The 22,008-nt window shown below is 63.7% G+C and carries 19 protein-coding genes; 13 read left to right on the top strand and 6 right to left on the bottom strand.

Features of this window, described 5'->3' with window-relative positions:
• Nucleotides 1-21: 21 nt before the first annotated feature.
• From JVX98_RS02255 to JVX98_RS02205, 11 genes are all read left to right on the top strand, one after another.
• Nucleotides 22-1,341 carry a lipopolysaccharide biosynthesis protein gene (locus JVX98_RS02255; protein WP_205236724.1) on the top strand — a complete coding sequence of 440 codons (1,320 nt, stop codon included), beginning with the start codon at nucleotides 22-24 and terminating at the stop codon, nucleotides 1,339-1,341.
• A 40-nt stretch (nucleotides 1,342-1,381) separates the two neighbouring features.
• The gene (locus JVX98_RS02250) at nucleotides 1,382-2,479 is read left to right on the top strand and encodes a GNAT family N-acetyltransferase (RefSeq protein WP_246764888.1); all 1,098 of its coding nucleotides are present in this window, start codon (nucleotides 1,382-1,384) and stop codon (nucleotides 2,477-2,479) included.
• A 127-nt stretch (nucleotides 2,480-2,606) separates the two neighbouring features.
• Nucleotides 2,607-4,247: a GumC family protein gene (locus JVX98_RS02245; protein ID WP_192450020.1), complete on the top strand. Its 1,641-nt coding sequence runs from the start codon at nucleotides 2,607-2,609 to the stop codon at nucleotides 4,245-4,247.
• 13 nt (nucleotides 4,248-4,260) lie between these two features.
• On the top strand, nucleotides 4,261-5,592 hold the full coding sequence (locus JVX98_RS02240) for an O-antigen ligase (protein WP_205236723.1): 1,332 nt from the start codon (nucleotides 4,261-4,263) through the stop codon (nucleotides 5,590-5,592).
• Nucleotides 5,585-6,355, top strand: coding sequence for a polysaccharide deacetylase family protein (locus JVX98_RS02235; RefSeq protein ID WP_192449600.1), 771 nt, complete (start codon nucleotides 5,585-5,587; stop codon nucleotides 6,353-6,355). The genes JVX98_RS02240 and JVX98_RS02235 overlap by 8 nt, the downstream gene beginning before the upstream one ends.
• A gap of 8 nt (nucleotides 6,356-6,363) precedes the next feature.
• Nucleotides 6,364-7,608, top strand: a complete 1,245-nt coding sequence (locus JVX98_RS02230; RefSeq protein ID WP_205236722.1) for a glycosyltransferase family 4 protein — start codon at nucleotides 6,364-6,366, stop codon at nucleotides 7,606-7,608.
• A 344-nt stretch (nucleotides 7,609-7,952) separates the two neighbouring features.
• Nucleotides 7,953-9,053 carry a glycosyltransferase family 4 protein gene (locus tag JVX98_RS02225; RefSeq protein ID WP_246764887.1) on the top strand — a complete coding sequence of 367 codons (1,101 nt, stop codon included), beginning with the start codon at nucleotides 7,953-7,955 and terminating at the stop codon, nucleotides 9,051-9,053.
• 173 nt (nucleotides 9,054-9,226) lie between these two features.
• Complete coding sequence (locus tag JVX98_RS02220) at nucleotides 9,227-9,589, top strand: VanZ family protein (RefSeq protein ID WP_205236720.1); 363 nt, start codon at nucleotides 9,227-9,229, stop codon at nucleotides 9,587-9,589.
• Nucleotides 9,590-9,666: 77 nt separating this feature from the next.
• Nucleotides 9,667-10,665 (top strand): glycosyltransferase family 2 protein, encoded by a 999-nt coding sequence (locus tag JVX98_RS02215; protein ID WP_205236719.1) that lies wholly within the window; start codon nucleotides 9,667-9,669, stop codon nucleotides 10,663-10,665.
• Nucleotides 10,662-12,830 (top strand): glycoside hydrolase, encoded by a 2,169-nt coding sequence (locus JVX98_RS02210; protein WP_205236718.1) that lies wholly within the window; start codon nucleotides 10,662-10,664, stop codon nucleotides 12,828-12,830. Before JVX98_RS02215 ends, JVX98_RS02210 begins: the two co-directional genes overlap by 4 nt.
• Before the next feature lie 82 nt (nucleotides 12,831-12,912).
• Nucleotides 12,913-13,332 (top strand): CBS domain-containing protein, encoded by a 420-nt coding sequence (locus JVX98_RS02205; protein ID WP_043613745.1) that lies wholly within the window; start codon nucleotides 12,913-12,915, stop codon nucleotides 13,330-13,332.
• A gap of 62 nt (nucleotides 13,333-13,394) precedes the next feature.
• Here the strand turns inward: JVX98_RS02205 and JVX98_RS02200 are convergent, their stop codons facing one another.
• From JVX98_RS02200 to JVX98_RS02175, 6 genes are all read right to left on the bottom strand, one after another.
• Nucleotides 13,395-14,102, bottom strand: a complete 708-nt coding sequence (locus tag JVX98_RS02200) for an OmpW family protein (RefSeq protein WP_060530260.1) — start codon at nucleotides 14,100-14,102, stop codon at nucleotides 13,395-13,397.
• A gap of 193 nt (nucleotides 14,103-14,295) precedes the next feature.
• The gene (locus tag JVX98_RS02195) at nucleotides 14,296-15,042 is read right to left on the bottom strand and encodes an ABC transporter ATP-binding protein (RefSeq protein WP_205236963.1); all 747 of its coding nucleotides are present in this window, start codon (nucleotides 15,040-15,042) and stop codon (nucleotides 14,296-14,298) included.
• Nucleotides 15,036-15,848: an ABC transporter ATP-binding protein gene (locus JVX98_RS02190; protein ID WP_205236717.1), complete on the bottom strand. Its 813-nt coding sequence runs from the start codon at nucleotides 15,846-15,848 to the stop codon at nucleotides 15,036-15,038. Before JVX98_RS02190 ends, JVX98_RS02195 begins: the two co-directional genes overlap by 7 nt.
• On the bottom strand, nucleotides 15,845-16,696 hold the full coding sequence (locus tag JVX98_RS02185; protein ID WP_205236716.1) for an ABC transporter permease: 852 nt from the start codon (nucleotides 16,694-16,696) through the stop codon (nucleotides 15,845-15,847). The genes JVX98_RS02190 and JVX98_RS02185 overlap by 4 nt, the downstream gene beginning before the upstream one ends.
• Nucleotides 16,693-17,658: an ABC transporter permease gene (locus JVX98_RS02180; RefSeq protein WP_205236962.1), complete on the bottom strand. Its 966-nt coding sequence runs from the start codon at nucleotides 17,656-17,658 to the stop codon at nucleotides 16,693-16,695. Before JVX98_RS02180 ends, JVX98_RS02185 begins: the two co-directional genes overlap by 4 nt.
• A gap of 218 nt (nucleotides 17,659-17,876) precedes the next feature.
• Nucleotides 17,877-19,421 (bottom strand): ABC transporter substrate-binding protein, encoded by a 1,545-nt coding sequence (locus JVX98_RS02175; RefSeq protein ID WP_205236715.1) that lies wholly within the window; start codon nucleotides 19,419-19,421, stop codon nucleotides 17,877-17,879.
• A gap of 433 nt (nucleotides 19,422-19,854) precedes the next feature.
• Here JVX98_RS02175 and JVX98_RS02170 point away from each other — a divergent pair, with 433 nt between their 5' ends.
• Entirely contained in the window at nucleotides 19,855-20,934 is a 1,080-nt protein-coding gene (locus JVX98_RS02170) for a LacI family DNA-binding transcriptional regulator (RefSeq protein WP_192449610.1), read from the top strand.
• The gene (locus tag JVX98_RS02165; protein WP_205236714.1) at nucleotides 20,931-21,953 is read left to right on the top strand and encodes a PotD/PotF family extracellular solute-binding protein; all 1,023 of its coding nucleotides are present in this window, start codon (nucleotides 20,931-20,933) and stop codon (nucleotides 21,951-21,953) included. The genes JVX98_RS02170 and JVX98_RS02165 overlap by 4 nt, the downstream gene beginning before the upstream one ends.
• The last annotated feature ends 55 nt before the right edge of the window (nucleotides 21,954-22,008 follow it).

The raw sequence follows: 22,008 nt of genomic DNA, 5'->3' as shown, positions 1-22,008 counted from the left end.
TGAGGTCAAGGGCAGATCGGAATGGCTTCGGAAGGTGTGAAGGAACGCGCGCACAAACCGTTCCTCTCGATGATCATATCCTATGCTGCATCCGGCGGCAGCCTTGTCATTGGCTCGGCTGCGCAACTCCTGACCTTTGCGATCCTCGCGCGTTTTCTCGGCGTGCATGAGTTCAGCGTCTTCGTCGCAATTACGGCCGTTGCCAACATCGCAGTTCATCTGTGCGGTCTCGGCGCGATGGAGTGCCTGGTGCGCCGCGTCGCGCGCGACCGCAGCATGTACTCGCAGATGCTCGGCCACAACATCATCCTGACTGCGATCAGCGGCGTGCTGCTGGTGTTGCTTGGCGCGGCGGTGTTGCCGTTCTTCTTCACGCTTTCGCCCGATCCCGTGACCAATGTCACGGTGATCACCTTGATGCTCGTGACCAACATCATCTTCGTGCGCGTCATCGTGCTGGCGGAGCAGATCTTTCTCGCGCATTCGAATTTTGCCTCGGCCAACAAGGTGGTCGTCGGTTTCGCCCTGGCGCGCACCATCGCTGCAGCGCTCGCCTGCATCGCCTTCGGAGTGGCATCGGTTGCCTCCTGGGCCGTGTGGCAGTTCGTGTGCCATGTGATCGTGGCCCTTGGCTGCTGGCGGGCGGTTAAGGGACTGGGACGTCCGACCTATGGAATCGTGCGGGAAGAGCTGCCGCTCGGGCTCTATTTCAGTATCCCGTTCATCCTGCGCGCTGTCCGGCAGAACGCCGACCTTCTGGTCCTGAGCCTGGTTGCAAGTGCGGAGGTCATGTCCAGCTACAGCGTCGCGCGGCGCATGCTGGAGAGCAGCTACCTCTCGGTCGAGGCCTTGAACCGGTTGATCTATCCCGGTTCGGCAAAGGCGACCGCAGCCGGCCTGCATCATGCCTTCGAGCGCGTGCGCAAGGTGCTGTTCGCGGCCACCTCGATCAGCATTGCCGCGGCCGTCGCCGTCTTCGTGCTGGCGCCAGTGCTGCCCTATCTCTTCGGCAAGGACTACGTCTCTCTCGTTTCCTTCGTTCGCATCCTGTGCTGGGTCGTCGTGCCGCTTGCCATGTGGTCGGTGGCGATGGAGGCGCTTGGCGCGTCCGGCCACCATCCGGCGCGCGCGTCGGTCATGGGGCTTGGCAGCGTGCTTGGGGCGGCACTCACCGCTTGGGCGACCTGGTACGCACCGCCGACAGGCACGTTCATTTCCTTTTACGTGATCGAGATCGCGATGGTGATCGTCTCATGGGCGGTCTTCCTGCGTTTCGTGCGGCGCGATCGGGAGCAGGCCGGCGCAGCTTCCCTGTCGACGGGGGTGGCGCATGGAGGCTGAACTGGGGAAAATCCAGGCTGCACGGTCGCTCGGACGGGAAATGCCCCGGATGGGCAATGTGCGCGCCATGGAACCCCGAGATATCCCGGCCGTCAGCAGCATGTTCACCCGGATCTTTCGCAAGCGGGAGCAGGACGCGAGCCCGGAACTGCAGAAATATGTCGAGACCATCTTCTTCGGTAGCCCGCTATACGCGCCGGAACACGGCAGCATCGTTTACGACGACGGCTCCGGCAGCCTCGGCAGCGCCATCCTGGCGCTTCCCATGGAGTTCACGGTCAACGGCCGCCGGACGGTGGCGAAGCTTCTCTGCGCCTTCATGTCCGAAGGCAAGGCCGGTGCGGTCGGCGCCGCCTGCCTGGCGCGCGCCATGCGGGCGACACGCCAGGACATGTGTTTTTCCGACAACTCGTCTCCGGTCAGCGCCGATCACTGGGTTGCCGGCGGTGGCGTCGTGCTGCCGATCCAGAGCCTCGACTGGCGTCGCTCCTTCCGGCCGTTCAAAGCCTGGGGGTTGACGGTTGGTCGGCAAGTGCGCCCGCTCCGATCCCCGATCCTTTCCAAGCCGCTCGCGCTTGCCGACCGGCTGTTGCGGCGCCGCCGCCCACGTACGAAACCCGATCCGGTGGCCGGCTGCACGACGCACGCCATCGACCCCGCCGCCTTCGTCGATCTCGCAGAACCGATGCTGCAGCGCTTTTCCGTCAGGCCGGTCTGGTCGCGCAGTGAGTTCGACTGGCTGGTGATGGTCGCGCGACTGAACACGCCGCTCGGCGATCTTCTCTGCCGAGAGGTTCGAGACGAGAGCGGGCGCGTCATCGGCGCCTATCTCTACTTCGGCAAGGCCGGTGAGCGGGCGACGGTGCTCAATGTCGTCTGCGAGGCCGGCCGCGAGTTCGCCGTTACTTCGCAGATGTTCCACGCGCTTGACGCGGAGGGTTATGCGCTCGCCGTCGGCAGCTCGCAGCCGTTCCTCATGAATGCGATCTCGCGCCAGAGATGGCTGTCCTTCCACCATCGCGGCTACTTCTGCATGGTGACGCGGCATGCAGATCTGAAAGACGCGGCCCAGCGCAACGATATCTATGTCGGCGGTCTGGCATCGGAGAGCTGGAGCCGGTTGTTGACCGACTTCTGAAGCCATGGGTTAAGCGACAATCCTGCCGTTTAACGGAATATTCACCGTACAACCTTAATTCTGCGCTAGAAGGCGGCTCGCGGGGTCACGATCTTCGCGTCTTGATGGGCGTGCGTGAGGGATGCTTATGTATAGGCCGGACGAGGCCGGAAAACAGGGGGTCAGTCAACCGGCACGCGAGCAGCGTGCGCCGGTCGAAAGAGGTTCGTTGCTCGATCTGCTCTCGTCGGACCTTCACGAAGCGGAGACTGCCGCCGACAGGTCGGCAACAGACAGGCCCGCCGAAATCCAGCGCCAATCCAGAGATATTCCGAACGCCACGCCCCAGCCCACTGACGTGGCGCGTCCCGTGTCCAGTGCGGCCGGCGCGACGCGCGATAGCTACTTTCCCGGGTTGAGCGGCCTTAGCAGGATCGGCATCGATGATATCATCGGCTGGTTGCGGGACGGGCTCATCTGGATCGTGCTGGCGCTCGTCCTGTGTGTGGGGGGGGCGCTCGCCTATGCTATGACGGCGACGCCGCGCTATACGGTCTACACCGATATCGTCGTCGATCCGTCCAACCTCAACGTCGTCAGCGATGACGTCTTCACCAGCAACCCGCAGCGCGATGCGCAATTGCTGGAAGTAGAAAGCAAGCTGCGCATCCTGACGTCGCGCAATGTGCTATCGCGGGTGATCACACAACTGCGCCTCACCGAGGATCCGGAATTCGTGAAGCCCTCGGCCTTTAGCTCGTTGAAGAACCTCTTCTCCACGAAGGCGGAGCAGCAGGCCGGAAACGAGCTTGCCGCCATGCGCGCCTTGTCGGAGCGGGTGGAAGCCCGGCGCGAAGAGCGGTCCTTCGTGGTGGTGATGAAGGTCTGGAGCGAAGAGCCTGCGAAAGCGGTGACGCTGTCGGATGCGATCGTCGCGGCCTTCGAGCAGGAGCTGTTTCAGTCCGCCGCCGAGAGTGCCGGTCGCGTCGCGCAGAGCCTCAACGCCCGGCTCGATGAACTTCGCCACAACGTCACCGAATCCGAGCGGGCGGTCGAGGATTTCCGCCGCAAGAACGGGCTGCAGTCGACCAATGACGGCCAGCTCGTCAGCAATCAGCTTTCGAACGAACTCAACACCCAGGTCCTCGATGCCCAGCAGCGCTTCATCCAGGCCGATACCCGCTACCGGCAGATGAACGATGCGATCGCGCAAGGGCGGACCGCAAGCGCCTCCGAGTTCGAATCCGTCAACATGACGAACCTGCGCGAGCAGTACAACGTGCTGCAGCAGCAGATCGCCTCCATGCAGCGCACCTATGGCGAGCGCCATCCGCGCCTCGTCAATGCGCGCTCGGAGCGCGCGAACCTGGAGTCGGCCATGGCCGACGAAGCGCGCCGCATCCTGGATCGCGCCAAGGCGGACATGGACCGGGAGCAACAGGCCTTTTCGGCCTTGCGCGCCAAGGCGAGCGACGAGAAGTCGAACGTATTTTCCGACAACGAAGCCCAGGTACAGCTGCGCGATCTCGAAAGGGACGCGCGCGCCAAGGCCGCCATCTATGAGACCCACCTGGCGCGTGCCCAGCAGATCACTGAACGCCAGCAGATCGACACGACCAATGTTCGCGTGATCTCGCGCGCCTTGCCGCCGAATGCACGCAGCTGGCCGCCGCGCACCGTGGTTCTGCTCGCCGGCGGCGGCTTCCTCGGGATCGTTCTCGGCATATCGCTCGCGCTTGCCCTCGGTCTGTGGAGATACATCCGTCGTCCGCAGCCCCTGGCGCCGTGAGAGGGCGGCCATCGTGCCCGATCTCAGCGGCAATCCGGTCACTTCTGCAGAAACCTTGAGGGTCCGCGTCGGGACCTTCCTGTTCCTGGCGATTTCCATCTACTACTGGATTCCCTTCCATTCCTTCGTCGACCTGACCAAGGAAAGCCTGCTGGAGCCGGGCGGTGACAATTCCAGCCGGCTGAACCAGATCGTGGCCTTGCTGCTGTTTGCCGGCGCCTCTTGTTACGGTGTGCTGCATCCGATGCGGCGCGGGCTGATGCAGCCGCGGGTGCTGCTTGCGGTCCTGCTTTTGTGGGTGCTCTTTGCTTGCTTGGTTTCCGCTCATCCGGCCAACGGCATCAAGGCGATCATCCTGACGACGATGGTCGCGGTCAACGCCAACGTCTATCTGCTGTTGCCGGCCAACGAGCGGCACTTCGCCAAGATGTTGGCGATCTCGACGCTCGTCATGCTCGCGGTTGCCTATTACGGCGTACTGTTCAAGCCGCTTCTGTCCATTCACCAGGCCAACGAAGTGCTGGAGCCGATGCATGCAGGGCTGTGGCGCGGCCATTTTCGTCACAAGAACGAAGCGGCCGTCGCCATGGTGCTGGCCTCGTTTCTCGGCCTTTACGTCCTGCATCGGTGGTCGAAGCTAGTCGGCGTGACCATCGTTGGCCTCGCCTTCTTCTTCCTCATCCACACGGGAGGGAAGACCTCGACAGCGATGCTGCCGGGCATCCTGCTTCTGGCATGGCTGTTCGAACGCGTACGCCTGCTGCGCATCCCGATTGCAATCGGCGGCGTGGCCCTGTTCAACCTTTTCGCCGTCGGGTCGGCCGTCTTCCGGCCACTTGGCGAATTCGTCACGTCGCTCGGCATCGACGCGACCTTCACGAACCGCGCCGACGTCTGGCGCTTCGCCTTTTCGGTAATCGCTGAACAGCCGTTTATCGGCCGCGGCTTCAAGGCTTTCTGGCAGACCGAGGAAGTGGTCTTCAGCGGCGGCGGCATCGAGACCTGGGCGGTTCGCGCCGCCCATGCGCATAATTCCTATCTCGAGACGCTTCTGGTCATCGGCATACCCGGATTGATCCTCACGCTGCTCTGGCTGGTGGTGCTCCCGCTCTATCATATCTCGCGCATACCGCCGGCCCGGCAGCACAGCGACCTCACGCGGCTGTTCCTGCGGATCTGGCTCTATTCGATCTACAGCGCCAGCCTCGAGGCCTTCTTCTTCGATGGTCCGAACGTGCTGTGGTTTACCTTGCTCTTCGCAATTTGCGGTTTGCGCCTGCAGTCCTCGGCAGCGCTTGCAACCGAACCACGCCCGCTTGCACAAAGGATGGTGGCGCATGCCTAGTTTTTCACAGGCTCTGTCGAGGGTCGACGGCCTTGTCGACCGCGTCGCCAATCGGCTGATCTGGCGTCTCGCGGCGAAACCGCGTGACGTCATAACCGATGCGCCGCTCGTCTCCTTCACCTTCGACGACGTGCCGGACACAGCACTGCACAACGGCGCCGCGATCCTCGAACGTCATGGCGTGCACGGAACGTTCTATATCGCCGGAGGGCTTGGGGGGCGGGTCGAGACGGATCGTACCCTGATCTCGCCGGAGGGCTGCGCCGAGCTCGCTCGTCGGGGTCACGAGGTTGGCTGCCACACCTATTCCCACAGCAAAATCAGGCGTCTGGGCGGAGGTGGGCTCGCCCGGGATCTCGACCGGAATGCCGCCTATCTCAGCCAGAGCGGCGTCAATGCCGCTGCAACCAACTTCGCCTTTCCTTACAATGCCGCCTGGCCGCTGGCGCGGCGGGAGCTGGGGCGCCGCTACCGCACTTGTCGTGCGGCTGGCGAGAGCGTCAACCGCACGGCCGTCGATCCGCTGATGCTGAAGGCCGTCGAGATCCGGCAGCCGGAGGCGGACGCTCGAGCGCTCACGGGCTGGATCGACGATGTCGTTGATCGACCGGGCTGGCTCGTATTTTTCACCCACGACATCGCCGCGCGTCCGACGCCCTATGGCTGCACGCCCGAGACTTTCGAGACCCTGGTTCGCTACGCGGTTGAGAAGGGCTGTGTCGTGTTGCCGGTCGAGCAGGCGCTCGACAGGCTCGGCTGGTAGGAGGGCGCATGTCGGGGCAGGGGAACGGCGGCAACAGGCTGCTCGCCATCAACAACTACTTCTATCGCCGCGGCGGCGCGGAGGCGGTCTTTTTCGACCATATGAAGATGTTTTCGGATATCGGCTGGGACGTGGTGCCCTTCGCCATGCAGCACGAGGATAACGAAGCCTCGCCATGGTCCGACTATTTCGTCTCCGAGATCGAGTATGGCCGGCGCACCAACCTTCTGCGCAAGGTCGTTCAGGCGGCAAGCGTCATCTACTCGCGTGAAGCGCAGAAGAACGTCAGCCGGCTGATCGAGCGCGCCCGGCCCTCCGTCGCCCATGCCCACAACGTCTACCACCATCTTTCGCCGGCGATCTTCTCGACGCTGAAGGCGGCCGGCATCCCGGTCGTCATGACCGCTCACGATCTGAAGCTTGCCTGTCCTTCCTACAAGATGCTGCGTGACGGTGCCGTCTGCGAGGACTGTCGCGGCGGGCATATCTACAACGTCTTGCGGCATCGCTGCATCAAGGGGGAGACGACGCTGAGCGCCGTCGTGCTCGCCGAAACCGTCGTTCACCGCGGGCTCGGTCTCTACCGCAACAAGGTGGACCGCATCGTCGTACCGAGCAAATTCTACGTCGAGAAGCTGGTCGAATGGGGCTGGCCGCGCGAACAGATGGTCCATATCCCGAACTTCGTCGATGTCGACGACTATTCGGCCGACTGGGTCGAGGGCGACTATTTCGTCTTTGCCGGACGGCTGGCCCCGGAGAAGGGGTTGGCGACGCTGATCCGCGCGGCGGCCGCATCGGGCCAACGGTTGGTGATCGCCGGAACCGGCCCCGAGGAAGCGATGCTGCGTCAGCTGGTTGCGCAAACCGGCGCCGATGTGACCTTTGCCGGCTATCTCTCCGGAGAGGCCCTGCACCGACTGATCGGGCAGTCGCTGGCACTGGTTCTGCCTTCCGAATGGTATGAGAACGCGCCGATCAGCGTGCTTGAAGCCTATGCGTTAGGGCGGCCGGTGATCGGGGCCTCGATCGGCGGCATTCCTGAAATGATCCGCGTGGGCGAGACCGGCATGACCGCGATTTCGGGGGACGCCGACGATCTCGCCCGCATGCTGTCGACGATGGCCGGTCTGCCGGCTGCCGAACGCGCTGCGATGGGGGCTTCGGGCCGACGCTGGATCGCAAACGAGTTCTCCGCCGCCGCCTATCGGCAACGGACGATCGACCTCTATTCCAGGCTGGGCGCGCTCTGAGCGCGTCCGCCATTAACGTTACGATACAATTTGTAGTAACCTGGGCTCGCGCTATGGTTTTCGGTCATTTATATGAGGGGTGAGTGAAATATCTTGGCGGTGATTAAGTATATCGCCCTAGTAAACGGAACGGGCAACCTTCGAGGCGACACATGAGCAGAAAGTCTGATGTTTCGCGAAGTCATCGCCAGCAACAGCCGGTGATTGCGCAGGAGATGGTACAGACCGGACTGTCGGACGGCGCCGGCCGGCTACCCCTGCCTAGCGCCGCACGCGCTGGCCGACAGCACGGCCACCCCGCTCAGAGCGGCGCGCTGGCCGCACGCGGTGAGCGCAAGCGCGTGATGATGCTGGGCCTGCGCGGCATCCCCAACGTTCAGGGCGGCGTCGAGAAACACGTCGAAATGCTGGCGAGCAAGCTGCTCGGATACGGCTGGGACGTCGAGGTGGTCGGACGCCGCCGCTATCTGGAGGATCGCAAGGCTTACGCCTGGAACGGAGTGGACGTCGTTCCTCTCTGGGCTCCGCGCCGTATGGCGCTGGAAGCGATCGTCCATACCTTCCTCGGGGTCTGGCTCGCCGCCTGGCGGCGCCCGGATGTCCTGCACATTCATGCTATCGGCCCGGCGCTGATGACGCCGCTTGCGCGCTTGCTCGGTCTCAAGGTCGTTGTGACCCATCATGGCTACGACTATGACCGGCAGAAGTGGGGCGGGTTCGCCAGGCGCACGCTGAAGCTCGGCGAGCGCCTCGGCATGCGGTTCTCGAACGGACGCGTGGCGATCTCGAAGGACATCGCCGAGACGATGCACGCCCGGCACCATGTTGCGATGACGCTGGTGCCGAACGGCGTCCAGGTCACCCCGCCGACGGGAGAGGCCGGCATTCTCGCGGAGTTCGGCCTGGAGCGGCGGCGCTATATCCTGCTCGCCGCCCGGCTGGTCCCGGAAAAGCGGCAGCTCGATCTCATCCGTGCTTTTGCCAAGTGCGGCCTCAGCGATACGAAGCTCGTTCTTGCCGGCGGCGCAGAGTTCGAGACGCCCTATGCCAAGGAGGTGAGGGCGCTTGCGCGCGACGTGCCGGGTGTCGTGCTCACCGGCTTTCAGACGGGCGACAGGCTGGCGGAACTCTTCGACAATGCCGCCCTCTTCGTGCTGCCTTCCAGCCACGAGGGCATGCCGATTGCACTGCTCGAGGCGATGGCCTACGGGCTGCCGGTTCTGGCAAGCGATATCGTCGCCAATCAGGAACTGGAGCTGGCACCCGACGAATATTTCCCGTTGGGCGACATCGATGCGCTGGCGTCCGGGATCGTGGACAAGCTCGCAGCCCCGCTCAGCGACGAGGACGTGCGCGAGCGCGCCGCGCACGCTGAAGCCGCCTATAGCTGGACAAATGTGGCGCAAAGGACCGCGGCGGTGTATAGCGCGTTGCTGGCGAAGTAGCCGGACGTTCACGTCCGCCGTGTCGCCGGCCGGAGCCTGCCTCGTGCGTTCACCGCACACCGGTCTCCTCAAGAATGCGACCGCGCCCCCGCAACGCGATGAAAGCGCAGGCGCCGTCGCCGATCGTTCGATGATTACCGTGCCTCGCACGCCGCCTGGAAGACAAGCCGACAATGACTATCAAACGCGCCGCCAGCCTTTTCGCATGGATCCTGTTTGCCGTGATCGCCTATTCGACGATGTCGCCGCTCGACCTGCGGCCGCGCATCGGGCACATGGTCCATCTCGAACGTTTCGGGGCCTTCGGACTGCTGGGCCTGCTGTTTGCGATCGCCTATCCGCGGCGGCTGGCGTTCGTGCTGGTTCTGGTCTTTGCGACCGCCATTGGCTTCGAACTGTTGCAGATGGTTTCTGCTGACCGCCACGCACGCCTGACGGATGTGATGGTCAAGCTTCTCGGCGGCGCCTGTGGCGTCTTTGGCGGCTGGTTCCTCTATCGCTTTCGCTTGCCGCTGCTGCGGCTGCTGGGGCGGTAAACCAAAACGCAAAATATCGCCGGTAAGATCGGCGGCAACCGGAGCAGGCCTGCGCTCCGTCGAGACTGGGGGATCGCGTGGCAGTATCCGTCATCATCAAGACGCTGAACGAAGAAAAGCGCATCGCTGCGACCATTGAAAGCGCGTTGAAGGCGCTCGAAACCGTGGGCGGCGAGGTCATCGTTGCCGACAGCGGCTCCAGGGACCGGACGGTGGAGATCGCCTCGCGCTATCCTGTTGTCATCGCCCAGATCAGCCCACCGGCGCTTCCGAGCTGCGGCATCGGCCCGCAACTCGGCTTCCAATATTCGCGCCACACACATATCTGCCTGCTCGACGGCGACATGTTGCTGGACGACGATTTCCTCGAAGTGGCGGAAGCGTTCCTCGCCGACAAGCCCACAGTGGCTGGTGTTACCGGCCATGTGCAGGAGATGCTGACCTCCAACCTCGAATTTTCCCGGCGGGTCACCCGTAATTCACCGGAAAACCGGATCGGCGCGATCGACCGCATGAACGGCGGCGGGCTCTATCGTCGGTCGGCGATCGAGGCAGTCGGCTATCTCTCCGATCGCAACCTGCACGGCTATGAGGAGTTCGACCTCGGTATCCGGCTCAGAAGCGCCGGCTTCAAGCTGCATCGCCTTGACCGGCGCTTCGTCCAGCATTTCGGCCACACCGACAATTCCTACCGCCTGCTCGTGCGCCGCTGGAAGAGCAAGTACCTGTTCGGCATCGGGGAGTTGCTGCGCGCCTCGCTCGGCCAGCCCTATTTCTTCCAGCTCGTCCGGGAACTGCCGGAGCTCAAGCTTTGGGCGCTGGTCTATCTCTGGTGGGCAGCGTCGCTGGCGATCCTGCTGCTCGTGCCCGACAAACTCCTTGCGCTCGGCATCGTCCTTGCGATCCTTGCCGGCGTCGTCGGGCTGATGAGCCTGCGCAAGGGCGGTTTCAGCATGGGGCTCTACACTGTCGTCGCCTGGTTCTTCCACGCGGCGGCGCTGCCGGTCGGCTTCTTCCGGGCACGGCGAAAGCCTGACGCGCCGATCGAAAGCAAGCTGCTCGGAGCCCCGGCATGAGGTGGCAGCCACTGCCGGCGGCAGCCGTGGCGCTTGCTGCCGTCTGCTCGCCGGCGCAGGCATCGGACCAGTGGCTTCCCGTGCGGGAAATCTCGCTTGAGTTCGAGGCTGGCAGCCCTCTCGATTTTTCCTCTTTCCTGCCGAACGGCACGATCGATGCGGATCACCGCCTGGTCGCCGGTGCCGGCGGACGGCTTGCCTTCGCGAAGTCACCGGACAAGCCGGAGCGCATGCTCTGTGCGTCGCTTGCCTGGAGCCCGGCCTCCGGCGGGTTTCCCGATCACGAAACCGCCGATCGTTACGCCCGGCAACTGGCGATGCGCGGCTACAATCTCGCCCGGCTGCATTTCGTCGACGGCAGCCTGATGTTCGGTCGCGACCGGGACTTCGATTTCGACCCCGAGACGCTCGACCGCATCCACTATCTGCTGGCGGCGCTGAAGCGTAACGGCATCTACTGGATGATGGACGGCCTGTCGTCCCTGCGCGGCGTTTACGGCGGCTTTGACGATCGCTGGGACGATGGCGGCAACCTCAAGCTCCAGCTGTTTGTCGACGAGCGGGCGTTCGATCACTGGAAGCGCATGCAGGAGGCGATCCTCGGGCGCGTAAACCCCTATACGGGCGTGGCGCCGATCCGCGACGACGCGCTCGCGGTCGTCATTCTCGCCAACGAGAACGGCATGGAGTTCGACACCGTTGTGCACGATCGGCCGGGCAAGCCGCCCTATGATCCGCAGCTTGCCAAGCCGTTCAACGCGTGGCTGGCCAAACGCTACGGATCGACCGCGGCGCTTGCCAAGGCGTGGCCTGATCTGCGCCCAGACGAGACGATCGAAGCGAGATCCGTGGCGCTGCCGGCGGACCGCTACGTTCCCGGCCCGCGGCTGCGCGATCTGCAGGCGTTCTTTACCGAGACGGAAGCGGCGACGACCGCGCGCATGGGCGAGGTGCTACGCGGGCTCGGCTACCGCGGCCTGATCAGCAACTACAACAATTGGCCGACGGTTCAGGCGTCGCTCAGCCGGCGCGGCCTCGAAGCCGTGACCATGAACACCTATCACGACTGGGTCAGCGGCTATGCGCCCGGCAGCAAGACCACACAGGTCAGTTCGATCGCCGACGGGGTGAATTACATCCGCATGATCGCGGCAACGCGCTGGCTCGACCGACCGTTCCTCGTCAGCGAGTACGATCACCTCTTCTGGAACCGCTACCGCTACGAGGCCGGGCTGGCGATGCCGGCCTATGCGGCCCTGCAAGGCTGGGATGCGCTCTGCCGCCACGGCCATGGCCCGATCGTTCTTTCCTATGGCGAACCGTTCCCGCACAAGAAGGCGATGCTGCCCTACGCCATTGCGCTCGATCCCGTCGCGCGCGCCGGCGAGACGCTGTCGGCGCTTCTCTACCGCCGCGGCGACGTGGCGACCTCAACCGTTACCGTCCCGTTTGCGGTGCGCGGAGAAGAGGATCTTTCCGACGACATGCAGGCGCGCGAACCGGAGCGCCTGACGGACCTCGCGCTGGTCGGGCGGGTCGGTCTTGAAGAGGCGAACCGGCTCGGCGATGTGCCTGCGGTAAAGCAACCGCGCCAGCAGGACAGCGAAGGGATACTCGACAGCCTGCGCCAAGACGGTGCGCTTTCGGATGATAACGGCACCAGCATCGATACCGGCATTTACCAGAGCAGTACCGGTGAAATCCTGTTGAACCGCCTTGCCGGCCAATTGCGCGTCGTCACCGACAGGACCGCGGCCGCCGCCTTCTCGACGCTGCGGGAGCCGATCGATCTCGGTCTGCTCAGGGTCGAGCGGGCCGATGGCAACGGGCTTGTTGCGATCTCGGCGCTCGATGCGAATGCAGGGCTCGCCACCGGCCGGCGCCTGCTGCTGATCTTTGCGACCGATGCGCAAAACACCGGCATGGCGTTTCGCGATACCGAGGAGAAGGTGATCGAGGATTTTGGCCGGCTGCCGGTTCGGCTGCGTGAAGGCGATGTCGATCTGACGCTGGCGCGAACCGCAGGGAACTGGAGCGTTTCGCCGGTGGGCCTCGACGGCAACGTGCATGCGCCGGTGGTGCAAGGCACGGGCAATGTCGCCTTCCGGCTCTCCAACAACGGGCCCTCCGGCCCGACCACCTATTTCCTCCTCGAACTGCGATAGGGGTAGCGCCGCGTTTCGCTGGATCAATGAATGGCCACGATGTCGGCCTATGCTCCGCCGCTTTCACGCACAGGAGGATGAGATGAGAATATCGGAAGCCATGCATCCCGGCGCTCGCTGGATCTCTCCGGAAACCGATCTGAAGACAATCGCGCGTATCATGCGCGACGAGGACATCGGCGCGTTGCCGGTCGGCGAAAACGACCGCCTGATCGGCATGGTCACGGACCGCGACATTGCGCTGCGCGCCTTTGCCAACGGGCGGGACCCGGCGTCGATGACGGCGCGGGACGTGATGACGAGGGATATCGTCTATTGCCGCACGGACGAGACGATCGAACATGCCGTCCATCTGATGGAGGCGAAACAGGTGCGGCGTTTGCCCGTGATCGACCAGGACAAGCGCATGGTCGGTATGCTGTCGCTGGGGGATGTCTCCCATGCCGGCAGCCAGCAACTCTCGGGCGAACTCGCCAAGGCCGTCACGGCCCATCACGTCTAACGTCGGCTTTGCAGCTCGCGGCGCCTTTGAATAGGCGCCGCCAGCCGTTTCGTTCGAGGCTGTCAGAACCGGTAGCTGATACCGGTGCCGATCAGCCACGGATCGAGCTTGACCTTGCCGCTGACAGCGCCGGCGCCCGGCAGTGTGGCGTTGACCTCAGGCTCCAGGAACAGCTTCTTCACGTCGAAGTTCAGGCCCCAGTGGTCGTCGAGCTTGATATCGACGCCCGCCTGAAGCGCCACGCCGAAGGTGTTTTTCAGATTGAAGCTGGAGAAATCGCCGCGGGGCTTCTCGTTGTAGAACATCGTGTAGTTCACGCCGGCGCCGACATAGGGCTTGATCTCGTCGGTGACGTTGAAGTGATACTGCAGTGTGAGCGTGGGCGGCAGCAGCCAGGCCTTGCCGATCTCGCCGAGGCCGGCGATCGAACCGCTGCCGCGCGCGGTGTGTGGCGTCGTGCCGAGGATCAGTTCGGCCGCAATGTTGTCGGTGAAGAAATAGGTGATGTCGAGCTCCGGCACGACGGAGTTGCTGACGCCGACCTTTTCGCCGTCGAGTGCGCTGCCGTTGAGATAGAGCGTGCCCTTGTCGTCAGGCAGGACAGCGAGCGCGCGGCCACGGATCATCCAAGGGCCGGGCTCGCTTGCCAGTGGCATTTCCGGTGCCGCGACCGCGCCCGGCTCGGAGAGATCTGCCGCCGTCGCGAGCGCGAGCGGTGCCGCAAGCGCGGCGAAAAGGACGGCAGATGGCAGAATGGCGCGAGTAGGCATGATTTTCCGGACCCCCAGAAGAAGTTGAACATCGCCGGTCAGGGCGTTCGGCGGCAGGGATTCTGCGGCCGACGGCACTATGCTCAACAGGGCGTCTCAGCGGTTGTCCTGGATCAATGCGGGCGCGAATCATCAAGCCCTTGGGGAAAAAGGTGGATTCGGCCAAAGACGCAATATCCGCGCCAATCCCTTGTCAAGCGGGCATGCGCGGAATGCTGGCAAGCAGACGCTGCGTATAGGGATGTTGCGGGGCGGCCAAAATGTCGCGGGTCTTGCCGCTTTCGACCACCTTGCCACGCTCCAGAATGACCATCTCTTCGCAGAGGGCCGCGACGACGCCGAGATCGTGCGAGACGAAAACCAGCGTCAACTTTTCGGCGAGTGTCTTGAACAGCTCGACGATGCGGATGCGGGTGGAAAGGTCGAGCGCGCTGACCGCCTCGTCGGCAAGGACGATCTGAGGGCGGGCGACGATGGCGCGGGCAATGGCGATGCGCTGGCGCTGGCCGCCGGAAAACTCGTGCGGGTAGCGGCGGAGTGCATCGGCAGGAAGCCCGACCGCTTCGAGTGCCGCGGTGACCGCCTGCGTCCGGTCGCCCGGGATCCGCAGCGACCTTAGCGGCTCGCCGATGATGTCGATCACCCGCTGGCGCGGGTCGAGAGAGGAATAGGGATCCTGGAAAACGGGTTGCACGGCGCGGCGGTAGCGCTGCATGAAGGCGCTGCTGCCGGTGTCGAGGGCTTCCTCGCCGAAGCGAATGGTGCCGCCCGTCGGGCGAATGAGCCCGAGCATCAGTCGCAGCAGCGTCGTCTTGCCCGATCCGGATTCGCCGACGAGACCGACGCTCACTCCCGGTCGCACCGATATCGAGACGTTGTCGAGGGTGGTCTGCTGGCGGGAATAGCCGAAGCTGACGTTTTGAAGATCGAGCATCATGATCCGGTTGCTCCCAGCGCTTCGTCGAAGAGGCGGGCGGCCTCGACCAGGGTCTTGGTATAGTCGTGCTGCGGTGTGCCGAAGACCGAGCCGACCAGGCCCTCTTCGACAGCGATGCCGTTTTTCAGCACGATGACACGCTCGACCACCTGGGAGACGACCGGCAGGTCGTGGCTGATGAACAGAAGCGCCATGCCGGTCTCGCGTACCAGCCGGTCCAGCAGTTTCAAGATCTCGGCCTGCGTCGTGACGTCGAGTGCCGTCGTCGGTTCGTCGGCAATCAGCAGCTTCGGGCGGCAGGCGAGCGCCATGGCGATGGCCACGCGCTGGCGCTGGCCACCGGACACTTCGTGCGGGTAGGAATTGATGATGCGGTCGGGCTGAGGCAATGCCACCTTGGCGATCAGGTCGCGGACTTCGCGTTGAACCGCTTCCTTCGTTGCCTTGCCGCCGTCTCGCTCCAGACGTCGGCGAACGGGTTCGGCGATCTGCCGGCCGATCTTCATCAGGGGATCGAGCGCGGTCAACGGCTCCTGGAAGACGACCGCTGCGGCGACGCCGCGCAGCCGGTTCATCACCCGGTCGGTGGCGCCGACAACCTGTTGCCCGTCAAGAGTGATCGAACCGGTGACAGTGATCGACGGCGGCAACAGGCCGGTCGCGGCCATTGCCGTCATCGACTTGCCGGAGCCCGATTCGCCGATCAGGCCGATGCGTTCACCGGGGCGAATGGCGAAAGAGAGGCCGGACACCAACGGCTTGTCGCCGGCGCGGATGTCGAGACCCTGGATGTCGAGCAGCGCTGTCATCGCGATCTCCCCCGTGTCGGATCGGCGATATCGCGCAGGCCGTCGGCCAGAAGATTCATGCCGATGACGAGCGCAACGAGGGCGATGCCCGGTGCGATCGCGCCGATCGGAGCCGTATAGACGGTCCCTTGTGCTTCCTGCAGCAGCCGTCCCCACGAGGCGTTCGGTGGTGGTGCGCCAAGGCCGAGATAGGAGAGCGACGCTTCGGCAATAACCGCAAGGCCGAATTGCAGGGCAAAATTGACGGACAGCGTCGGCCAGATGTTAGGCAGTACATGGCGGAAGACGACGCCGGCCCAGGAGGTTCCCGATGTGCGCGAGGCGACGATGTAGTCCTGCCTAAGCACGCGCTTGGCGAGGATGCGGGTCAGCCGCGCAACGATCGCCGAGATGGCAAGCCCGAGTGCCAGGATCGCCGACCAGAGGCTGGCGCTGTCGCTTGCCGCCACCACCAGCATGGCAAGCAGAAGGGTCGGAAAGGCGATCAGGATATCGAGCGTCGCAGCCATCACGTCGTCGGCCAGGCGCGTGGCGAAGGCGGCGACAACGCCGAGGCTGACGCCGATCGCAGCACCAATCGCAACTGCACCGGTGCCGACCAGCAGAGCAGTACGGGCGCCGATCATCAACTGGGTAAGCAGGTCGCGGCCCAGGCGGTCGGTGCCGAGCCAGTGCAAAAATGACGGCGCTTCCAGTCGTCCGCCCGAGGCATTCAGCGGGTCGTAGGGCGTCCAGAAAAGCGTCAGTACCGCGACGGCGACGTTGAGGCCGACGAACGCAAGGCCGACGGTAAGCGCCAGCGAGCTCCGGCGCTTCGGCGCGGAAACGGCTGTGTCGATGGGGCTCATGCGTTGCCTCCGACGGCGCGTTCGCGCAGACGCGGATCGATCAGCCTTTGGGTGAGATCAGCGGCAAACCCGATGAGCAGCACCAGCAGGGTGGAGATGAACAGCACGCCCTGAACATTCGGATAGTCACGCTGCTCGATCGCAAGCAGCAGCATAGAGCCAAGGCCCGGCAGGGCAAAGACGCGCTCGACGACCACCGCGCCGAGCAGTGTCGTTGCAAGCTCGATGCCGAGAATGGAGACGATCGGCACGGCGCCGTTGCGGATGCCGTGACGCATGAGTGCCTCGGGGAAGCTGGCGCCGAGGGCACGTGCGGTGCGCAGATAGTCGCTGCCGAGGACATCCTGGGTCGCCGAGCGCACGTAGCGCAGCAGGGACGCGCCCATGACGAGGCCGATCGTCATGACGGGCAATGCAAGCGCATAGAGCACTTGTCCCTCGTTCTGCCAGCCGCGGCGGGGAAAACCGCCCGAAGGGAACAGCCGGAAGGTGACGGCAAATAGCGTGACCAGAAGGATGCCGACCCAGAAGACGGGGATGGCGATGCCGAGCTGTGAAATGGTCGAGATCAGTCCGCCATACCAGCGATCGGCTTTGACGGCCGAGAGGATGCCGAGCGGAACGGCGATCAGGATGGCGAGCACGAAGCCCATCAGCGCCAGCGGCACGGTGACCGTCAGCCGCGCCGCGATCTCCTCGATCACCGGCTTGCCGCTGACAAAAGAGGTCCCGAGATCGAAGCGGGCGAGGCTGCCGGCAAAGCGCAGGAACTGCTGCCAGAGCGGCAGGTTCGAGCCGACCTGTTCGCGCGCCTTCTCGATCTGCACGGCATCGGCGCCGACAGAGAGAAGCGCATTGGCGGGATCGCCGGGCAAAAGGCGCAAAAGCACGAACAGCACCACCGCCGCGATCAGCAGCGACAGAAGCAGAATGGCAAAGCGGCGGACGAGATAGGTGAGAATGGCTGCATTCCTTTCTTCTCACGGGGGCCGTGATCAGAGAGCTGGCTTTTGCACCAAAAAGATCGGGCAGGCTAGAGCACGGCCTATCTTTGGTCGCGCCTGTGGAAGGACGGCGAATTGCCCGGACAATTGGCGCGAAACGCAATCAGCCCCCGGAATGGATCCAGGGGCTGCTGTTCGTGCACCGGTGTGGGGTGCACGCCGGACGGCGGTGCCGCTTACTGCTCGCTCTTCTTGATGCCGAAGGCGAAGAATTGCGAGTTCAGTCCATTCACCGGGTAACCGGTCACGGCCGAGTTCGAGACAACGATCTGCGGGTAGAGATAGAGCCAGTTGCTGGCCGCATCCTCGGCGATGATCGTGTTGGCTTCCTTCAGCTTCGCCGTCTGCTCGTCGGTGTTGGCGGCGGCCTCCGACGCCTTGATCAGATCGACGACCTTGGGATTGTTGTAACCCCAGTAGAAATCCGGATTGCCGTAGAAGACGATGTCGCGGTGATTGACGTGCTCCTGCAGCGTGGCCTGGAAGTCATGCGCCTTGTAGACCTTGGTGTACCACTCGTTGGCGGTGATCACGTTGATCTCGACCTTGATGTTGACCTTTGCGAGTTCGCTCTGGATGAACTGCGCGACGATCGGGTGCGGATCGTAGTTCGGCGTATCGAGCTTGAAGGTGAAGCCATCGGCAAAGCCCGCTTCCTTCAAGAGCGCCTTGGCGCTCTCGACGTCATAGGCGTCGACGGCGGTCAGGTCCACGTACCAGGGATCGGTCGGCGGAACAAAGGAGCCGATCAGGGTGCCGTATTCGCCCCAGATCGAGGTCAGAAGCTTCTTGTCGTCGATGGCACGGGCGATCGCCTTGCGGACCTTGACGTTGTCGAAGGGGGCGACGCGGTCGTTGAACGCGAGCAGTTCCTTGGTCGTCGACTGGCCTGCAGTGACCGTGAAGTCAGGATTGTCCTTGAATTGGGCAATGGAGTCCGGGCTCTGGACGCTGGTGACGATGTCGACGGCGCCGGTCAATAGCGCATTGTTGAGCGCGGTCGCATCGGTGAAATATTGGAAGACGACTTCGCCATTGGTCGGCGCCGTGCCCCAGTACTTGTCGTTGCGGACGAGCGCCAGCGACGAACCGCGGCGCCATTCGTCGAGGCGATAGGGGCCGGTGCCGTCTTCGCCCGCGTTCAGATCCTTGGCTGCATCGTTGACGATCCAGACATAGCTCAGATTGTAGGGCAACGAGATCGAGCGGGCGGACAGCTTGACGACGACCGTCTGGTCATCGGGCGTTTCGATGGCGCTGATGGTTGCAAGGCTCTTCTTGCGCGAGCTCTTGGATTGCTCGGCCGTTACGCGCTCGATGCTGTACTTGACGTCGGCGGCCGTCAGAGGATCGCCGGAGTGGAAGGTGACGCCGGGGCGAAGCTTGAAAGTGTAGGTGAGGCCATCGTCGCTGACGCTCTGCTCAGCCACGAGACCCGGCTGAACGTCGCCTGCGTCGGTCAGCGTGAACAGCGCCTCATAGACATTGCCGTTGAAGGCTTCGTTGATGCCCTGGCCGGCGCCGGCAGTGTTATCGAGGTTCTGCGGCTCATAAAGCGAGCCGATGGTGATCGAGGCGTTGGGATCGAACTTCGCGTCCTCGGCGAAGACGGCCGTGCTCGACGCAAGAGCCAGTGCGAGCGTGGCGGCTGCCAAGGTTGTGCCGCGCGCCCGGCGGGCCTGTCCCGTGGTCTTGCCAAAGCCGATGATAGTGCCAGTCATGTCCCAAACTCCTGCTTATGCCTGTTGTGCGGATCGCACCGCCGCCCGAATTCTAGCCATCGGACGATTGCCGTGCATCATACTTATTCCCTAGTAATTTAGTGGGAAAATTGATTTCTTTTGTCAGGCGAAGTTGAAATTTGTACCCGCGATTGCGGCGGTTGGGCAGATGCGCATTTCGCTTTTCATCGCGTGGTGTGAACAGAGATATATCAGGCAGGCCTTGATAGGCCCGCGCGCCCTTGAGGAGTTGGCGCGATTTTCTTCCGCTGACTGTGAATGCCGGGCGTCAGGCAGAAATCGATTGTTGTTCGCGTAGGTTTTCCCTTGAAAATTGCAAAATGCAACGAGTCGACAAAAGGATTCGACAGTCGGCAGATTCTGATATATCGGCTGATTAATCGTTTAATCACGCGATAGCGGGAACACTGTCTTGGCGCGTTCCGGACCAAAACTAACGAGGATTGCCAGAACGCTGGGCGTCTCCGCGGCGACGGTTTCCAACGCGCTCTCCGGCAAGGGGCGCGTCTCCGCCGAGATGGTGGAAAAAATCCGCGCGACCGCTGCCGAGCTCGGCTATGTGCCGAGCCAGGCGGGCAGGGCGCTGCGCACCGGCCGCACCGGCGTTCTCGGTCTCGTCCTTCCCGATATCGCCAATCCGCTCTTCCCGCAGATCGCTCAGGCAATCGAGCTCGCCGCTTCGTCGTCGGGCTATGGCGTGCTGATCGCCGACTCCCGCGGCGACGTCTCGACCCAGACCAAGGCGATCGAGCGTCTGATCGATCGCGACGTCGATGGCCTCGTGATCGTGCCCAGGCGCGGCACCCGCATCGCCGATGTCGGCTGTCCGGTCGCCGTCATCGATACGCCCTCGACCCCCGGAAACACGGTTGCCGCCGACCATTGGGGTGGCGGCCAGCAGATCGCCGAGCATCTGAAGGCGCTCGGCCACCGCCGGGTGCTGATCATCGGCAACAATCCCGCCTCGAACGTGCAGAACGACCGCGCCGGCGGCATCCGCTCGGTCTTTGGCGAGGGCTGCCATACCGATACGCTCTGGATCGAGCCATTGGAAAAGGCGGCGGGCAAGGGCTGTCCGCTCGGCCTCGCCGATAAGGTGGCCGAAGGCTACACCGCCTTTGCCTGCATCTCCGATCTTCATGCGCTGCGGGCGCTCACCGAATTGCAGCGCGCCGGCATCGATGTGCCGGAAAAGGCAAGCGTCACCGGTTTCGACGACCTGATCTGGTCGCCGGTCATCACGCCGGCGCTGACGACGGCGCGCATGGACATGACCGAGATCGCGGCGGTCGCCGTCGCAGCGCTCGTCAAGGCGATCAGCGAGCGCGACCCGTCCGATCCTGAGATCGGTGCGCCGGTTACGGCGGCGACCTCCAAGGTGCCGATGCACCTGGTCGTCCGGCAATCGGCCGCAGCGCCGCCCGCGTCTCAACCCGTTCATACCACTGTCACCGCAGCCACATCCGTCACCGAAGGAGGACCCCAGCCATGAAAAAGTTCCTGCTCGCCTCAAGCGCGCTCTTGCTCGTTACCGCCAACGCCGCATCTGCCCAGGAAAAGACGCTCACCATTTCCGTCTACGGCTTTGCCCAGGACGCCTTCAAGGAACTGGTCTACACGCCGTTCGAACAGAAGTGCGACTGCAAGCTCGTCGTCGAAACCGGCAACAGCGTCGAGCGCCTGGCCAAGATGGAAGCCAACAAGGCGAGCCCGGTCGTCGACATGGCCGTCGTGTCTATGGCTGACGCGCTTTCGGCCACCCGGGCCGATCTGATCGAAAAGATCGACACCTCGAAGCTCCAGAACTTCAACAAGCTCTACGACCTCGCCAAGGATCCGAACGGCGACGGCATGAGCGTCGGCTACACCTTCTACGCCACGTCGATCGTCTACCGCTCGGACAAGATGGAAGTGAACTCCTGGGCCGACCTCCTGAGCGAGAAGAACGCCAGCCACGTGGCGTTCCCGAACGTCACCACCAACCAGGGCCCGCCGGCGCTCTACATGGTCGGCGAAGCCATCGGCAAGAACACGCCTGACCTCAAGGAGGCGATTGCCGCCGTCGGCGCCAAAAAGGACGAGATCGTCACCTTCTACGTCAAGTCCTCGCAGTTGGTGCAGCTGATGCAGCAGGAAGAAATCTGGGCCGCCCCGATCGGTCGTTTCTCCTGGGAAGGCTTCACCAAGCTCGGCCTGCCGATCAAGTGGGCAACGCCTAAGGAAGGCCAGACCGGCGGCATGAACGTGATGGTGCTGACCAAGGGCGGCAAGAACCAGGATCTCGCACTTCAGTTCATGGACTTCTGGCTCTCGACCGAAGTTCAGACCGCACTTGCCGAAAAGCTGGTCGACAGCCCGGCCAACAAGGACGTGAAGGTCTCGCCCGAGATCGCCGAAAACCTGACCTACGGCGAAGAGACCGTGAAGAATCTCAAGCTGATCCCGTCGGCCGTCGCCCTCGACAACCGCGAAGCGTGGCTGTCGGAGTGGAACGCCCAGGTCGGCCAGTAAGTCCAGGCCTTTGCGACCTCCACCGGCGGACACGGACCGCCGGTGGAGACCTGAT

The organism is Ensifer sp. PDNC004, from assembly GCF_016919405.1.
Lineage (GTDB): Bacteria > Pseudomonadota > Alphaproteobacteria > Rhizobiales > Rhizobiaceae > Ensifer.
Note: the sequence above shows the minus strand (reverse complement) of the source record. Positions and strands in the feature narration are given on the sequence as shown.

Bases quoted from the DNA above. Each gene is read 5' to 3' on its own strand.
- JVX98_RS02255 (WP_205236724.1), top strand. From the start codon at position 22: ATGGCTTCGGAAGGTGTGAAGGAACGCGCGCACAAACCGTTCCTCTCG.
- JVX98_RS02250 (WP_246764888.1), top strand. From the start codon at position 1,382: ATGCCCCGGATGGGCAATGTGCGCGCCATGGAACCCCGAGATATCCCG.
- JVX98_RS02245 (WP_192450020.1), top strand. From the start codon at position 2,607: ATGTATAGGCCGGACGAGGCCGGAAAACAGGGGGTCAGTCAACCGGCA.
- JVX98_RS02235 (WP_192449600.1), top strand. From the start codon at position 5,585: ATGCCTAGTTTTTCACAGGCTCTGTCGAGGGTCGACGGCCTTGTCGAC.
- JVX98_RS02230 (WP_205236722.1), top strand. From the start codon at position 6,364: ATGTCGGGGCAGGGGAACGGCGGCAACAGGCTGCTCGCCATCAACAAC.
- JVX98_RS02225 (WP_246764887.1), top strand. From the start codon at position 7,953: ATGATGCTGGGCCTGCGCGGCATCCCCAACGTTCAGGGCGGCGTCGAG.
- JVX98_RS02220 (WP_205236720.1), top strand. From the start codon at position 9,227: ATGACTATCAAACGCGCCGCCAGCCTTTTCGCATGGATCCTGTTTGCC.
- JVX98_RS02210 (WP_205236718.1), top strand. From the start codon at position 10,662: ATGAGGTGGCAGCCACTGCCGGCGGCAGCCGTGGCGCTTGCTGCCGTC.
- JVX98_RS02205 (WP_043613745.1), top strand. From the start codon at position 12,913: ATGAGAATATCGGAAGCCATGCATCCCGGCGCTCGCTGGATCTCTCCG.
- JVX98_RS02200 (WP_060530260.1), bottom strand. From the start codon at position 14,102: ATGCCTACTCGCGCCATTCTGCCATCTGCCGTCCTTTTCGCCGCGCTT.
- JVX98_RS02190 (WP_205236717.1), bottom strand. From the start codon at position 15,848: ATGACAGCGCTGCTCGACATCCAGGGTCTCGACATCCGCGCCGGCGAC.
- JVX98_RS02185 (WP_205236716.1), bottom strand. From the start codon at position 16,696: ATGAGCCCCATCGACACAGCCGTTTCCGCGCCGAAGCGCCGGAGCTCG.
- JVX98_RS02175 (WP_205236715.1), bottom strand. From the start codon at position 19,421: ATGACTGGCACTATCATCGGCTTTGGCAAGACCACGGGACAGGCCCGC.
- JVX98_RS02165 (WP_205236714.1), top strand. From the start codon at position 20,931: ATGAAAAAGTTCCTGCTCGCCTCAAGCGCGCTCTTGCTCGTTACCGCC.